We start from the raw sequence: 13164 nt of genomic DNA, 5'->3' as shown, positions 1-13164 counted from the left end.
GTTCTCGGGAGTGGACGGCCTCAGGAGTGGAAGGCGGCCAGCGAGGCCACGCCACCATCGATGGCCGCCCAGCTGACGTCCACGTCCAGCACCGCGACGGCACCGGGCGCAAACGGCAGACCACCCACTCGGTCCGCGGCGGCGCGGCCGATCAATCCCTCCGCCAGCATCCGGACGGTGGGCATGTGGGCGATGACGAGCACCCGGCTCGTGTGCTCCTCAACCGCACTGAGCCGCTGGAGCAGGCTGGTCGGCGAAGCGTGGTACAGACCCTCCTCGATCAGGTGATCGCCGACCGCGTCGCCCAACTCGGCCATGGTCTCCTGCGCTCGGCGCGCGCTCGAGCACAACGTGAGCGAGGGTCCGAACGCCCGGACGATGCCGCGACGGTCTGCCGCTCGATGTCGACCCAGCTCGGTCAAGCTGCGATCTGCGTCGGACGTACGTGGCCCGGGGGGCGCGGCATCGGCGTGCCGCATGATCGCCAGCCGGTTCCGCGGTTCCGTCGAATCTCCCTCATTCATTGCCGCTGGAGTATGCCGGAGCCGGACCCGACTGCGGCGCTACCGTGGGCGCCCCCATGAGTCCTGCAGAGATGGTCAAAGCCCTGGCCGGGGAGTACGCCGAGGCCGCCAACCCCGAGAATGCCGCTGGGATGAGCGCCTACATGCGCGACCACTTCCCCTTCCACGGCATCAAGGCGCCGGAGCGGCGGACCATCGATCGAGAGATCCGGGGTCGCGGACCCAAGCGGCCCGATCACCACTACCTCGTCAAGGTGGCGCGGGGCTGCTGGACACGCAAGGAGCGGGAGTTCCAGTACTTCGCGGTCGACTACCTGCGCAAGCACTACCGCAGACTGGACCCCGGCTTCCTCGACATCGGGCGCGAGTTCATCGTCACGAAGAGCTGGTGGGACACCGTCGACATCCTTGCCGGCGGCTGCATCGGACCCTTCGTGCGAGCGAACAACTGCGTCCAGGAGATGGACAGCTGGATCGTCTCCGACAACATCTGGGTGGCCCGGACCGCGCTGCTGCACCAACTCGGGGCGAAGGAAGACACCGACGCCGAGCGGCTGTTCACCTACTGCCTCCAGCGCGCGACGGACACCGAGTTCTTCATCCGCAAGGCCATCGGCTGGAGCCTGCGGCAGTACGCCCGGACCGACCCGCACGCCGTCCGGACCTTCGTGGAGAAGAACGACGGGGTGCTCAGCCCCCTGTCCAAGCGCGAGGCGATGAAGCACCTGGGCAAGGGGTAGCGCTGACCCAACCCTGAGGGGGTCTCAGGGTGAGGTTGGGGGTGGACCCTGATTCGCATGGCCCGGCCCAGGCGCATCGTCGAGGGTATGAACACCACACAGGAACCTCCCGCCCAGCCCTCGTCGACGCCACACACGCCGTACGTCGCCCAGCCGCCGTTCAGGAACCCGGGGGAGCCCCCGCAACGCCGGTCGCGGCTGCCCAGCACCGCCGAGACGCTCGGCTGGGGCGGCGGGGTCCTCACGGTCGTCGGTGTGGTCGCGGTGACCTGGGACTTCTGGTCGTCCATCTCCGGCTGGGCTCTGGTCGGCCTGCTCGCCGCCGCCACGGCGGTTCTGGCCGTAGCTGCGTTCGTGGTCGGTGAGCTGACCAGTCCCGAGGATCCGGACTCGCTGGCGGAGAACCTCTCCGTCGCGCTGTGGTGGATGAGCGGGATCGCCGGCACGATCACGACCTACGTGGCCATCGCCGAGCTGAGCGACGGCCGGACCTTCCTGGCCCTGTTGGCGGCATCACTGGCGGCCACCGGCATGTTTGGGGCCTACCACGTCCGGACCGGCAAGGACCACGCGCTGGCCGGAGCGATCCTGTCCATGAACCTGGCGGTCTTCTCGGTCACCAGCCTGGCCTCCGCCGCGCCCGAGACCAGGGCGTTCTGGCTGGTGATGGCCGGCCCGGTCATCGCCGTGGCCCTGGCATTGGCAGCGGAGGACCGAACGCGGATCAGCTATGGCGCGGTGCTGGTGCTGCTGTTCGGCTCGTCGCAGGCCGTGGTCGGCTTCGACCCGGGCGCGGCGCTGATCCTGGCGACCATGGCGGCGCTGCTGGTCGTGGCGGCGACGGCGATCGTCGGTCGTCGGCCCGGGGAGAAGGTGGTGGCCTCGTTGCTCGCGACGCTGGTGACCGCAGAAGTGGCCTACGACCTTGCGCCCGAGATCTTCACCCTCTCCACCGTGATCCTGCTGGTCGGGATCGGGATGACGTCTGGGTGCATCTGGCTGGTCCGACGGTCGCGGAAGCAGGCGACCTGACCCCGCTTCCGGCCCGCACTCCACGCCGGTACGATCACCAATCCCATGGCCCACACCGACGTCCCCAAGCCCCCGGTCGACCCGCAGGTCTGGACCCCACCGCCCGACCCCGGCCTGACCGGGCTGTACGAGCGCAACGACGTGCTGGCCGAGGCGGAGTTCTGGCCGGTGCCGGACCAGGGTCCCGAGGACGTGGCCGTCACCTCCGACGGCGTGGTGTTCACCGGGACCCTGGATTCCTCGATCCTGCGGATCAGCCACGGCGGTGACCGGATCGAGCGCGTCGTCCGGACCGGTGGGCGGCCGCTCGGCATCGAGATCCTCCCGGACGGGCGGGTCCTGGTCTGTGACACCCACCGCGGTCTCCTGGCGATCGATCCGGACAGGGGCGCCATCGAGGAGCTGGTGACCGAGGTCGGCGGCGAGCGACTGATCTGCACCAACAACGCTGCCGTGGCCCGTGATGGGTCGATCTACTTCTCCGACTCCTCCCGCCGGTTCCCGGTCGAGCACTACAAGGGCGACATCATCGAGCACAGCGGGACCGGACGGCTGCTCCGTCGGGCGCCGGACGGGACGGTCGAGACCCTGCTGGATGGGTTGCAGTTCGCCAACGGCGTGGCGCTCTCACCGGATGAGGAGTTCGTCCTGGTCGCGGAGACCGGGGCCTATGAGATCCGACGGCTGTGGCTGGAGGGGCCGATGGCCGGACGCTCCGAGACCTTCGCGACGATGCCGGGATTCCCCGACAACCTCTCGACCGGGCCGACCGGCACCTTCTGGTGTGCGGCCGCGTCGGACCGCAACGGCTTGCTGGACAGCTTGTTCCCCAAGCACCCGAGCCTGCGCAAGGCCGTCTGGAACCTGCCGGACGCCCTCCAGCCCGCACCCGCCAAGATGGCGCTGGTCTTCGGGTACGACAGCAATGGGACGCTCACCCACAACCTCCAGGTCCACGGCGGGGACTTCATCGTCGCGACCGGCGCCCGGGAACACGACGGCCACCTGTACGTGGGGTCGCTCGAATCGCGGGGCATTCTGCGCCACCGGCTGTGACGCGGAGTTGGGTGGGCGGGCCCTGAGGGATTCGAACCCCCGGCCTTCTGTTCCGTAGACAGACGCTCTAATCCAGCTGAGCTAAGGGCCCCGGGTGGGTGAGTCAGAGTAGCGGAGGACCCAGGGTCCGGCTACTCCCTCCCGGGTGGTAGCGCGATCGTGGAGTTCTTCGGCTCTGCGCGAATAGGTCCACGATCGTGCAGAAACCGGCCGTGGTGTGGGTTGGGCCCCGATCGTGTCGAATCAGTTGCGCGGACGACCGTGCCGCTTCAGCACCGCCTTCGCTGCCGCCCGTCCCGGCGTCCCTGCGACCCCGCCGACCGGAGCCGTCCCGGCACCCGAGATGAACAGCCCGCGGACGGGCGTCGAGTGGTCCCCCAGGCCCACCGTCGGACGGGCCGAGACCAGCTGGTCGAGGGAGAGGTCCAGGTACATCGGGTGGGCCCCGGCCCAGCGAAGCTCGGCCTCCATGAGCTCCGGCGTTCGGATCGAGATGCCCTGGATGGTCTCGCGGAACCCGGGCGCTCGAGCCTCGACGGTCTCGATCATCCGGTCGGCGAACTCCTCCTGGTGGACCGCCCAGCCACCGCGGACCTCCGCCGGCGCCGCCGGACACGCGAGGTAGACGGTGTGATGCCCCTCCGGCGCGAGCGTGTCATCGAGCGCCGACGTCGTGAAGGCGTAGGTCGGCACCGGCCCCTCCGGCAGCCGGCGATCCTGCGCAGCGGCGAAGGCCCGTTCGAGGGAGGCGAAGGTGTCGACGTAGCTCTGCAGACCGGTGAAGTCCGCGGGCTCAGCGCTGCGGTACTGCGGCAGCCGATCCGTGGCGACGTGCACGACCATCTGGACGGCGTTGCCATGGTGGGTGCTGCGCAGGTCAGCCCCGTGCTTGCCCCCGAGAGGTGGGTCCAGCAGATCGAGCAGCGCCACCCGAGGGTCGATCGCCGTCACCACGACGTGTGCGGGGACCCGCTCGCCGTCCGCCAACTCCACGCCCTGGACGGTGCCGTCGCGCGTGAGGATGCGGTCGACGAGTGCGTCGCAGCGGACGGTGCCGCCCAGGGACTCCAGCCGCGCCACCAGGGCGTCGGTCAACCCCTGTGCGCCACCAACGGCGTGCCACTGACCGTGCCGGTGGTACACCGCCTGCCAGATGGCTGAGAAGGCAGTCCCGAAGTCGATGGGGCTTGCGTTGCCGTGCGCCGCGAAGGCGCCGATCGGCGCCAGCACCGCGTCGGTCGAGAGGTAGCGGCGCAGCATCGCCCCGTACGGCATCGACATCAGCTCGACCAGTCCGAAGACGCCGTGCTTCGCGAGCGCCTGCCCGATCGGGCGGACTCGGTCGGGCACCATCGCGAGCTCCCGGCGCCACGAGGCGCCCGCGTTGACCCCGGTCACGGCCAGCTCGACGATCGGCCAGGAGTCCTCGACAAAGCGCCGGTAGCCGTCCGCGTCCTCCGGGGCGACCGCACGGATCGACTCGACGGTCTTGTCGACGTCCCGCCAGAAGCGGATGGTCTCGCCCTGCTCGGTGATGGACACCGCGAACGGGTCCATCTCGACGTACTCGAGGCCGAGCGCGCTCAGCTCGAGTTCGGCCAGGATGTCGGTCATGTTGATGATGTTGTGGGCGGCGGAGTGGGTGTCGAATCGGTAGCCGGGGACGGTCTCGTCCGTCCGGGACCCGCCGCCTGGCTTGTGCGACTGCTCGAGGACGGTGACCTGGACGCCCGCCTTGGCGAGATAGCAGGCGGCAACCAGGCCGTTGTGGCCGGCACCGACGATGACTGCGGTGGGAGGCATGCGGTCACCCTGCCCGGAGCCCGGCCCCTCTAGCCGTCCCGGCTCCAACGGGCGTGTGCACATCCGGGTCTGGTCCGCCCTTGCCACACACCGGGCGACTGCTGTGTGCACCCCACCACTGTCATGGCCGATTTCCGCCAGACCACCACACCTTGGGGTGCCAGACTGCACGTCGTGCTGGATCACACCAACTTCGAAGTCTGCTACGCGGCCGTCTCCTCCCGGGATACCCGGTTCGACGGCCGGTTCGTGACGGGGGTCCTCACGACGGGGATCTTCTGCCGTCCTTCGTGCCCAGCGCGCACTCCGCTCCGCAAGAACGTCCGGTTCTATCCCTCGCCCGCTGCGGCGCAGCAGTCGGGGTTGCGCGCCTGTCGTCGGTGCCGACCAGAGCTGGCTCCGGACGCTCCGGGCCAGGATCCCACGTCCGAGATCGCCGCACGGGCGCTCCGCCTGATCGACGACGGCGAAGGAGACCACGGCATCGACCACCTGGCCGGTCGGCTCTTCGTGAGCCCCCGGCACCTCCAGCGCGTGTTGGTCGACACCTACGGAGTCGGACCGTCGGCGCTGGCCCGAATGCGTCGGGTCCGGCTGGCCCGGATGCTGGTGGATCAGACCGACCTGCCGCTCACCCGTGTCGCCTACGCGGCCGGGTTCGGCAGCGTGCGCCAGTTCAACGACGCCTTCAAGCAGACCTTCCACACGACGCCCAGCGCTGCGCGCCGAAGCCGGGGGAACACCCACCACGTCCCGAAGGAGGTCGAGGGAGAGACTGCCGCCACCATCGCCATTCCGGTCCGCCAGCCATTCGACGGCCGGGGCGTCTTTGAGTGGGCGCGACTCCACGCCATACCGTCGCGTGACACCTTCACGTCCCCTCCCTCCGACCACGCCGGCCACCCCCCTCCCCCAGGGACCTGGACGCGGGTCACCGACGACGGGCCGGTCACCCTCACCCCGCGCAGCGACCACGTCGAGGTCACCGTCGACATCGATCAGGTCGCCGACCTCCGCGGTCCCGTCGCCCTCGCCCGACAGGTGTTCGACATCGACGCCGACGTCACCGCGATGGCGGCTGCGCTGGGGACGGATCCACTCCTCGCGCCGATCCTTGGCGCCCGTCCCGGTGTCCGGATCCCCGGGGCGGCCGACCCCTACGAGGGCGCTATCCGCGTGATCCTCGGTCAGCAGGTCTCGGCCAAGGGTGCGACCACGCTGATGGCACGTCTGGCGGAACTCACCGATCGTCCCGGCCTGCCCGATCCGGCCTGGACGGCCACCGCTGATCTGGAATCGCTCGTCGGCTTGACCCGTCAACGGGCGGGCGCCGTGCGGGCGCTGGCTGGGGCCGTCCGGGACGGCCTCGACCTCTCACCCGTCGCACCCCCTCAGGAGACGGCGGATGCACTGCTCGACCTGCCCGGCGTCGGACCGTGGACCGTGGGGGTCATCCGGCTCCTGGTCCTACGCGAGCCCGACGCCTGGCCTTCGGGGGACCTGGCGCTGCGGCGGGCGATCGAGGGGCTGACCGGAATCGCCCACTCCAACCGAGAGCTCGACACGCTGGCCGAGCGCTGGCGACCGTGGCGCGGCTACGCCGCGATGACCCTCTGGCACCACTACCTCGAGGACCAGCTCCCCCACTAGCGGTGCGTTTCTCACGAATAGCCCGTGCAACTCTCCCGGTCGGGCGACGGAGGCCATCCCAAGACCGCTCATCAGAGAAGGACCAGACCCATGTACACCACCACCCATGCCACTCCCCGCGGGACTCTGACCGCCATCGTCGACGACGACGAAGTGGTCCACGCGGCCGGGTTCACCACACCTGAGGTGCTCGCCGACCGCATGCAGATCGACCCACCACCCGTCCGGACCGGGACCCCGACGGCAGCGACCATCCGGCGCTACCTGGACGGCGACCTGTCGGCGCTCGATGAGCTGGCCATCGACCAGCCCGGCACCGCGTTCCAGCAGCAGGTGTGGACCGCCCTCCGCGCCGTCCCCGCCGGCGAGACGGCCACCTACAGCGAGCTCGCCCAGCGGATCGGCCGACCAGCCGCCGTGCGTGCCGTCGGGACGGCGTGCGGTCGCAACCTCGTCGCTCCGTTCGTCCCCTGCCACCGTGCGGTCCGGACCGACGGATCGCTCGGTGGGTACCTGTACGGCCTCGACGTCAAGGATTGGTTGCTCCGACACGAGTCCGGGCACCACTGAGTGCATGAAGGCAGTACACCGCCAGCGCACGATCCTCTGCGACCTGCTGGGGTCGCTCAGCCAAGAGCAGTGGGAGGCAGAGACGCTGTGCGACGGCTGGGATGCCGGTGACATGGTCGCTCATCTGCTCGTGCGAGAGCGGCAACCGTGGAACTCAGCCGGCATCCTCGTCCCAGCCCTGGAGAAGATGCACGAGTCGGCCATGGCCAAGAAGAAGGAGGAGGGCCGGACGGCGCTGACGCAGCAACTCCGCGACGGTCCGCCGTGGCCGCTGGCTCGCGGGCCGCTCGGCCGCATCCAGGTGGGCGAGGACTACATCCACACCGAGGACATTCGTCGGGGTGGCGCGGCGACCGTGTCCGGGGAGGGCGCGGCCTCCTTGGAGCCCGACGATGGCACGGGCGACAGCGAGACCGCGGGGCTCCTGTGGGAGGCTCTCAAGCGCTTCGCCACGATGACCCTCGGCGGGTTGAAGGCCGAGGGTGTGATCAGCCTGACGGACGGCTCGAAGACCAGGAACGTCGCCGTCGGGGGCCGGCTCGCCACCTCGACGCGCGAGATGCCCCCTGGCGCCGAGGTCTACACCGTCACCGGTCCCGTCGGGGACCTGCTGCTGTGGGTGACGGGCCGCTCGGCCGCCAACGTCGAGACGGGCGGGTCGCTGTCGCTGGAGTCCGCGCTGGGCCGAAGCCGACGCGTCTGAACGGACGCCGGTCGGGACTCAGCCCGCGCGCGAGACGCCGGACCCCGCCATCCAGGTGGCATCGAGGAATCTGATCATCTCATCGACGAGTCGTCCGGGACGCAGGCGCATCTCAGCAATCGAGTACGCCTCAACCATGGTCGCGTTGGGCATCTGGCGGGACAGGCGCCGTGCGTCGTCCCCCGGATGGAGCGGGTCACCATCGTGTCCGATGATCAGCGTGGGGATGTCCATCGCCTTGCGCTCCTCCTCGGTGGGGCCGAGCGCCCCCATCAGCGTGCCGTGCAGGATGGAGCTGATCTCCTCCGGATGCATCGATCCGGCATCGAGGAACGAGTCCAGCGCGTCCACACCCGTACGCGGAAGCGCCCGCATGAGCCCCGTACCCAGCCTCGCGACCGGCCCACCGTAGGTCATGCCCAGCAGGACGGGGGTGAACAGCAGAGCCGCGAACGGTGCGGCCGTCTCGAGGACGGGCATCTCGAGCAGCAGGGCCTCGATCCGTTCAGGTGCCTGGGCGCCCGCCGACAGCGCGGCCATGGCACCAAGCGACACCCCCCCGAGAACCGCGCGTTCGATCCCGAGGTGGTCGAGCAGGCCGATGGACTGCCTCGCGTAGAAGTCGATCCGATGGGCGGCCGCACGACGCGGCCGGTCGGACCGTCCGTGGCCCAGAAGGTCGAGCAGGACCACTCGGTTGCCCACCTGCGCCAGCCGTCGCGCGATCCCCCGGTTGATGCCGGCATCCAGCAGCAGCCCGTTCATGTAGACCACGACGTTGGGCCCGTCGCCGTACACCTCATAGGCCAGCTCGTACCCGTCATGAACAAAGGAGTGGACTGCTGACCTGCGGCTCATTGGGTCTGATGGTGCCAGACGTGCGACCCTGACGTCATGGATCTGCTCCGAACCCCTGAGGACCGTTTCGCCGATCTGCCCGACTGGCCGTACGCGCCCCACCAGGCGTCTGTTGGGAGCGGGCTGACGATGGCGTATGTGGACGAGGGTCCGGTGGACGCCTCGCCGGTCCTCCTGCTCCACGGCGAGCCGAGTTGGTCCTACCTGTACCGGTTCATGATCCCGCCGCTGCTCGAGGCGGGGCACCGTGTGGTGGCACCTGACCTGATCGGGTTCGGTCGCTCGGACAAGCCTGCCGACCGCTCAGCGCACACCTACGCGGACCACGTGGCCTGGATGACGGAGTTCGTCGTCGAGCGTCTCGACCTCACCGACATCACGCTGTTCTGCCAGGACTGGGGTGGCCTCATCGGCCTGCGCGTCCTGGCCGAGAACCCCGACCGGTTCGGTCGTGCCATGGTGGCCAACACCGGGCTGCCGACCGGAGACCAGTCGATGTCGGAGGCGTTCATGGCCTGGCAGCGGTTCAGCCAGACCGTCGAGGAGTTCCCGATCGGCTCGATGGTGCAGGGCGCGACGTTGCGGGAGTTGTCGGAGGCAGAGGTTGCCGCCTACGACGCGCCCTTCCCGGACGAGTCGTTCAAGGAGGGCCCGCGAGCTATGCCGGCGCTGGTCCCGACGTCGCCGGACGACCCGGCCTCGGCGGCCCAGCGGGCAGCCTGGAAGAGCCTGATGGCCTTCGACAAGCCGGTTGTGGTGGCCTTCAGCGACAACGACCCGATCACCAGCGGTGGGGAGAAGGTCTTCCACAAGCTGGTCCCGGGGACGGCTGGTCAGGACCACTTCACGCCGACCGGCGGCCACTTCCTCCAGGAGGATGCCGGCCCGGAGTTGGCTGCGGCGCTGGCACGGCTGATCAGGAACTAGGTCAGGTTCCCCACGACGAGGTCAGGTTCCCCACGACGAGGTCAGGTTCCCCACGACGAGGTCAGGTTCCCCACGACGAGGTCAGGTTCCCCGCCACGAGGTCAGGTTCCCCGCCATGAGGTCAGGTTCCCCGCGACGAGGGGCTAGCGAGCCGCCACGGAGCGCGCGGCCTCCGCGATCCGCTTGACCGTCATGGCGACGTTGTCGGCCGGCATCGCGAAGCCGATCACGTCGGCGTCCGCTTCGTTCAGAATCGCGGCGATCGTGCGGTCCGGCATGCCCTCGGACTCCAATGCCGCGCGAGCATCCTCGCCGACGTGCATGGCGAAGTCCTCGTCGGTCTCGATCTTGTCGGCAAGGCGAAGCAGTTCGGCCTGCGTGGCTTCTGACATGGCAAGAGCTCCGGGGCTGATGAAACGGTCGACTGGTCCACCAAACGGTACCGGTGCCCCCGCCAGAGCTGACGATCTGTAAGGAATCCGCCCCACGTCGTAACCGACAACAGGAAACCTGAGTGCACAAGGAATAGATCACGTGCAGCCTGGGTTGACCCCACTTCCCACACGAACAGGAACCTCTCTCATGGCTGACCAGTCCAGCTCCACCACTGCTCCCGACCCCGCCGCCGACTCTCCCGCCACCCTGCCCCTCCTCCCCCTGCCGGGAGGTGTGGTCGTACCCGGCATGGTCGTCACCATCGCCATCGAGTCGAGCGACGCCCGGGCCGCCATCGACGCTGCCGCCGAGTCCCGCGACCGCGTCGTCCTGGTCCCCAAGGTAACCGACGAGGATGGCAAGGCGCGCTTCGCCACCGTCGGCACCATCGCCAGCATCGAGCAGCACGACCGCCTGCGCGGCGGTCGGCGCGGGATCCTCGTCAGGGGTCTCTCCCGCGGACTCATCGGCGTCGGTGCGGCCGGTGCCGCAGGGGCAACCCTCGTCGAGGTGACCCCCGTCGCCGACCGGCTCACCGGCGACATCTCAGGCCTCGAACAGGACTACCGCGCCGTGGTCGACGGCATCCTCGAGCACCGGGGCGGGCAGTCGGTCTCCGCCGCCCTGCAGGAGATCAGCGACCCCGGCCAGCTGGCCGACACAGCGGTGTACTCGCCCGACCTGGAGGCCGCCCAGAAGGTCCAGATCCTGGAGGCACTCGATGTCCGCGAGCGGCTGGAACTGGCCCTCGGCTGGGCCCGCGAGACGCTTGCCGAGCTGAACGTTCGCTCCAAGATCCGCGACGACGTCAACGAGTCCGTCGAGAACCGACAGCGCGAGTTCATCCTGCGTGAGCAGATGAAGGCGATCCAGTCCGAGCTCCGTGAGATCTCCGGCACCGAGGACGGTGAGGATGGCGACTCGATCGCCGCCTACCGCGCCAGGGCCGAGCGACTCCCGCTGCCCGAGGCGGTTCGCACCTTCGTCGGCAAGGAGATCGACCGACTGGAGCGGGTGGGTGAGCAATCGCCCGAGCAGTCGTGGATCCGGACCTGGCTGGACCGCGTCTTCGAGATGCCCTGGGGCACCACCTCACAGGACACCCTCGACCTGATCGCCGCCCGAACCATCCTGGACGAGGACCACACCGGCCTCGACGAGGTGAAGGAGCGGCTGATCGAGCAGCTCGCGGTGCGCAAGCTCCGTGTCGAGCGCGGCTTGGACGACTCGTCCGACGCGACCGAGATGCACGAGGGCCAGGACGGGGAGACCATCCTCTCGACGGCTGACCTCTCGACCCTCTCGACGGCCGATCTCTCGACAGCCGAGCCCGGCCCGACTGATGACCGCACCGACGACGGCACCGACGCATCACCAGCTGACACGACCACAGACACGACCGCGGAGGCCACAACAGACGAGGCCACAACAGACACGGCCAGCCCCGGAACCCCCGACGCCGACACGCCCGACGCCGACACGCCCGACAATGCACCCGCGCGAACCACGAGCACGCGTCGTGGACAGGGCGCCATCCTGGCCCTGGTCGGACCTCCGGGGGTCGGCAAGACCTCCCTCGGTGAGTCCATCGCCCGTGCCCTGAACCGCTCATTCGTCCGCGTGGCTCTCGGCGGCGTCCGTGACGAGGCCGAGATCCGTGGCCACCGACGTACCTACGTCGGCGCCCAGCCCGGTCGGATCGTCCGGGCCATGACCGAGGCCGGGACGATGAACCCCGTCATGCTGCTGGACGAGATCGACAAGGTGGGCGGCGACTACCGCGGCGACCCCAGGGCCGCGCTGCTCGAGGTGCTCGACCCGGCCCAGAACCACACGTTCCGGGACCACTACCTGGAGATCGACCTCGACCTCTCCGACGTCCTGTTCATCGCGACCGCCAACGTGCTGGAGACCATCCCCGGCCCGCTGCTGGACCGCTTGGAGGTCGTCCAGCTCGATGGGTACACCGATGCCGAGAAGGTCGCGATCGCACGCGACCACCTGATCGGGCGCCAGTTGGGCGGCGCCGGCCTGTCGGCCGACGAGGTCCAGATCAGCGACGAGATCCTCCGCAAGGTCGTGGAGGGGTGGACCCGCGAGGCAGGCGTCCGCCAGCTGGAGCGCCAGTTGGCCAAGATCGCCCGCAAGGCCGCTGTCGAGATCGCCCGCGGTAGCCAGACCCCCATCCAGATCACCGACCCCGCCGACCTCCTCGGCCGACAGCGCGTCTTCAAGGAGGACGCCATGGCCCGGGTCGACGTGCCCGGCGTGGCGACCGGGCTCGCGGTGACCGGTGTGGGTGGCGACGTCCTGTTCGTCGAGACGGCTCAGACCGGATCGAGCGACGGTGACGGAGGCCTCAAGCTGACCGGTCAGCTGGGCGACGTGATGCAGGAGTCCGCATCCATCGCACTGTCGTTCCTGCGCTCCCACGCCGACGAGCTGGCCGACGGAGGTCTGGTCCTCGACCGTGATGCGCTGACCGGCGGCCGGTTCCACGTCCACTTCCCTGCGGGTGGCATCCCCAAGGACGGCCCCTCTGCCGGGGTCACGATGACGACCGCCTTCGCCTCGCTGATGACCGGTCAGCGGGTCAAGAAGGGCGTCGGCATGACCGGTGAGGTCACGCTGCAGGGCAAGGTGCTGCCGATCGGCGGCGTGAAGCAGAAGGTGCTGGCCGCGCACCGAGCAGGCCTCGACACCGTGCTGCTGCCCAAGCGCAACGAGGCCGATCTGGATGAGGTGCCCCAGGAGATCCGCGACGAGCTGACGATCCACCTGGTCGACGACGTCCGCGAGGTGCTCGAACTGGCCCTGGCCGACGCCGCCTAGGTCACTGCACCGAGGCCAGCTAGCCCGGCCGACC

The 13164-nt window shown here is 69.5% G+C and carries 12 protein-coding genes and 1 tRNA gene; 8 read left to right on the top strand and 5 right to left on the bottom strand.

Annotated features, from left to right (window positions below; all coding sequences use genetic code 11):
* Positions 1 to 20 precede the first annotated feature (20 nt).
* A complete protein-coding gene (locus C1746_RS05530) occupies positions 21 to 524 on the bottom strand; it encodes a SixA phosphatase family protein (RefSeq protein WP_116713662.1) in 504 nt (167 codons plus the stop codon).
* Between the two features lie 56 nt (positions 525 to 580).
* Between C1746_RS05530 and C1746_RS05525 the strand changes: the two genes are divergently transcribed.
* The 3 genes from C1746_RS05525 to C1746_RS05515 all read left to right on the top strand — a co-directional run bounded on the left by C1746_RS05525 (position 581) and on the right by C1746_RS05515 (position 3352).
* Positions 581 to 1264, top strand: a complete 684-nt coding sequence (locus C1746_RS05525; RefSeq protein ID WP_116713661.1) for a DNA alkylation repair protein — start codon at positions 581 to 583, stop codon at positions 1262 to 1264.
* Positions 1265 to 1351: 87 nt separating this feature from the next.
* Entirely contained in the window at positions 1352 to 2296 is a 945-nt protein-coding gene (locus C1746_RS05520) for a hypothetical protein (RefSeq protein ID WP_116713660.1), read from the top strand.
* A gap of 45 nt (positions 2297 to 2341) precedes the next feature.
* Positions 2342 to 3352: an SMP-30/gluconolactonase/LRE family protein gene (locus C1746_RS05515; RefSeq protein ID WP_205711727.1), complete on the top strand. Its 1011-nt coding sequence runs from the start codon at positions 2342 to 2344 to the stop codon at positions 3350 to 3352.
* A 16-nt stretch (positions 3353 to 3368) separates the two neighbouring features.
* On the opposite strand, the gene C1746_RS05510 is transcribed toward C1746_RS05515, so the two are convergent.
* Positions 3369 to 3443, bottom strand: a tRNA-Arg gene (locus tag C1746_RS05510).
* Positions 3444 to 3595: 152 nt separating this feature from the next.
* Positions 3596 to 5155, bottom strand: coding sequence for a phytoene desaturase family protein (locus tag C1746_RS05505; protein WP_162867427.1), 1560 nt, complete (start codon positions 5153 to 5155; stop codon positions 3596 to 3598).
* Between the two features lie 123 nt (positions 5156 to 5278).
* Here C1746_RS05505 and C1746_RS05500 point away from each other — a divergent pair, with 123 nt between their 5' ends.
* The 3 genes from C1746_RS05500 (at position 5279) to C1746_RS05490 (ending at position 8078) form a co-directional block, all read left to right on the top strand.
* Complete coding sequence (locus C1746_RS05500; protein WP_162867426.1) at positions 5279 to 6805, top strand: DNA-3-methyladenine glycosylase 2 family protein; 1527 nt, start codon at positions 5279 to 5281, stop codon at positions 6803 to 6805.
* A gap of 90 nt (positions 6806 to 6895) precedes the next feature.
* Positions 6896 to 7375: a methylated-DNA--[protein]-cysteine S-methyltransferase gene (locus C1746_RS05495; protein ID WP_116713657.1), complete on the top strand. Its 480-nt coding sequence runs from the start codon at positions 6896 to 6898 to the stop codon at positions 7373 to 7375.
* A gap of 4 nt (positions 7376 to 7379) precedes the next feature.
* On the top strand, positions 7380 to 8078 hold the full coding sequence (locus tag C1746_RS05490) for a maleylpyruvate isomerase family mycothiol-dependent enzyme (protein ID WP_116713656.1): 699 nt from the start codon (positions 7380 to 7382) through the stop codon (positions 8076 to 8078).
* An 18-nt stretch (positions 8079 to 8096) separates the two neighbouring features.
* Here the strand turns inward: C1746_RS05490 and C1746_RS05485 are convergent, their stop codons facing one another.
* Complete coding sequence (locus C1746_RS05485; RefSeq protein ID WP_116713655.1) at positions 8097 to 8936, bottom strand: alpha/beta fold hydrolase; 840 nt, start codon at positions 8934 to 8936, stop codon at positions 8097 to 8099.
* Positions 8937 to 8972: 36 nt separating this feature from the next.
* On the opposite strand from C1746_RS05485, the gene C1746_RS05480 reads away from it, so the two are divergent.
* The gene (locus tag C1746_RS05480; protein WP_116713654.1) at positions 8973 to 9863 is read left to right on the top strand and encodes a haloalkane dehalogenase; all 891 of its coding nucleotides are present in this window, start codon (positions 8973 to 8975) and stop codon (positions 9861 to 9863) included.
* Positions 9864 to 10006: 143 nt separating this feature from the next.
* On the opposite strand, the gene C1746_RS05475 is transcribed toward C1746_RS05480, so the two are convergent.
* Positions 10007 to 10255, bottom strand: a complete 249-nt coding sequence (locus C1746_RS05475) for a hypothetical protein (RefSeq protein ID WP_116713653.1) — start codon at positions 10253 to 10255, stop codon at positions 10007 to 10009.
* 190 nt (positions 10256 to 10445) lie between these two features.
* On the opposite strand from C1746_RS05475, the gene lon reads away from it, so the two are divergent.
* Positions 10446 to 13130 (top strand): endopeptidase La, encoded by a 2685-nt coding sequence (lon, locus tag C1746_RS05470; RefSeq protein ID WP_116713652.1) that lies wholly within the window; start codon positions 10446 to 10448, stop codon positions 13128 to 13130.
* The last annotated feature ends 34 nt before the right edge of the window (positions 13131 to 13164 follow it).

This window comes from Euzebya tangerina, assembly GCF_003074135.1.
Taxonomy (GTDB): Bacteria; Actinomycetota; Nitriliruptoria; order Euzebyales; family Euzebyaceae; genus Euzebya; species Euzebya tangerina.
Note: the sequence above shows the minus strand (reverse complement) of the source record. Positions and strands in the feature narration are given on the sequence as shown.

What these genes read in the sequence shown, in the direction of transcription:
- C1746_RS05530 (WP_116713662.1), bottom strand. Translation starts at nt 524, where the DNA reads ATGAATGAGGGAGATTCGACGGAACCGCGGAACCGGCTGGCGATCATG.
- C1746_RS05525 (WP_116713661.1), top strand. Translation starts at nt 581, where the DNA reads ATGAGTCCTGCAGAGATGGTCAAAGCCCTGGCCGGGGAGTACGCCGAG.
- C1746_RS05520 (WP_116713660.1), top strand. Translation starts at nt 1,352, where the DNA reads ATGAACACCACACAGGAACCTCCCGCCCAGCCCTCGTCGACGCCACAC.
- C1746_RS05515 (WP_205711727.1), top strand. Translation starts at nt 2,342, where the DNA reads ATGGCCCACACCGACGTCCCCAAGCCCCCGGTCGACCCGCAGGTCTGG.
- C1746_RS05505 (WP_162867427.1), bottom strand. Translation starts at nt 5,155, where the DNA reads ATGCCTCCCACCGCAGTCATCGTCGGTGCCGGCCACAACGGCCTGGTT.
- C1746_RS05500 (WP_162867426.1), top strand. Translation starts at nt 5,279, where the DNA reads ATGGCCGATTTCCGCCAGACCACCACACCTTGGGGTGCCAGACTGCAC.
- C1746_RS05495 (WP_116713657.1), top strand. Translation starts at nt 6,896, where the DNA reads ATGTACACCACCACCCATGCCACTCCCCGCGGGACTCTGACCGCCATC.
- C1746_RS05490 (WP_116713656.1), top strand. Translation starts at nt 7,380, where the DNA reads ATGAAGGCAGTACACCGCCAGCGCACGATCCTCTGCGACCTGCTGGGG.
- C1746_RS05485 (WP_116713655.1), bottom strand. Translation starts at nt 8,936, where the DNA reads ATGAGCCGCAGGTCAGCAGTCCACTCCTTTGTTCATGACGGGTACGAG.
- C1746_RS05480 (WP_116713654.1), top strand. Translation starts at nt 8,973, where the DNA reads ATGGATCTGCTCCGAACCCCTGAGGACCGTTTCGCCGATCTGCCCGAC.
- C1746_RS05475 (WP_116713653.1), bottom strand. Translation starts at nt 10,255, where the DNA reads ATGTCAGAAGCCACGCAGGCCGAACTGCTTCGCCTTGCCGACAAGATC.
- lon (WP_116713652.1), top strand. Translation starts at nt 10,446, where the DNA reads ATGGCTGACCAGTCCAGCTCCACCACTGCTCCCGACCCCGCCGCCGAC.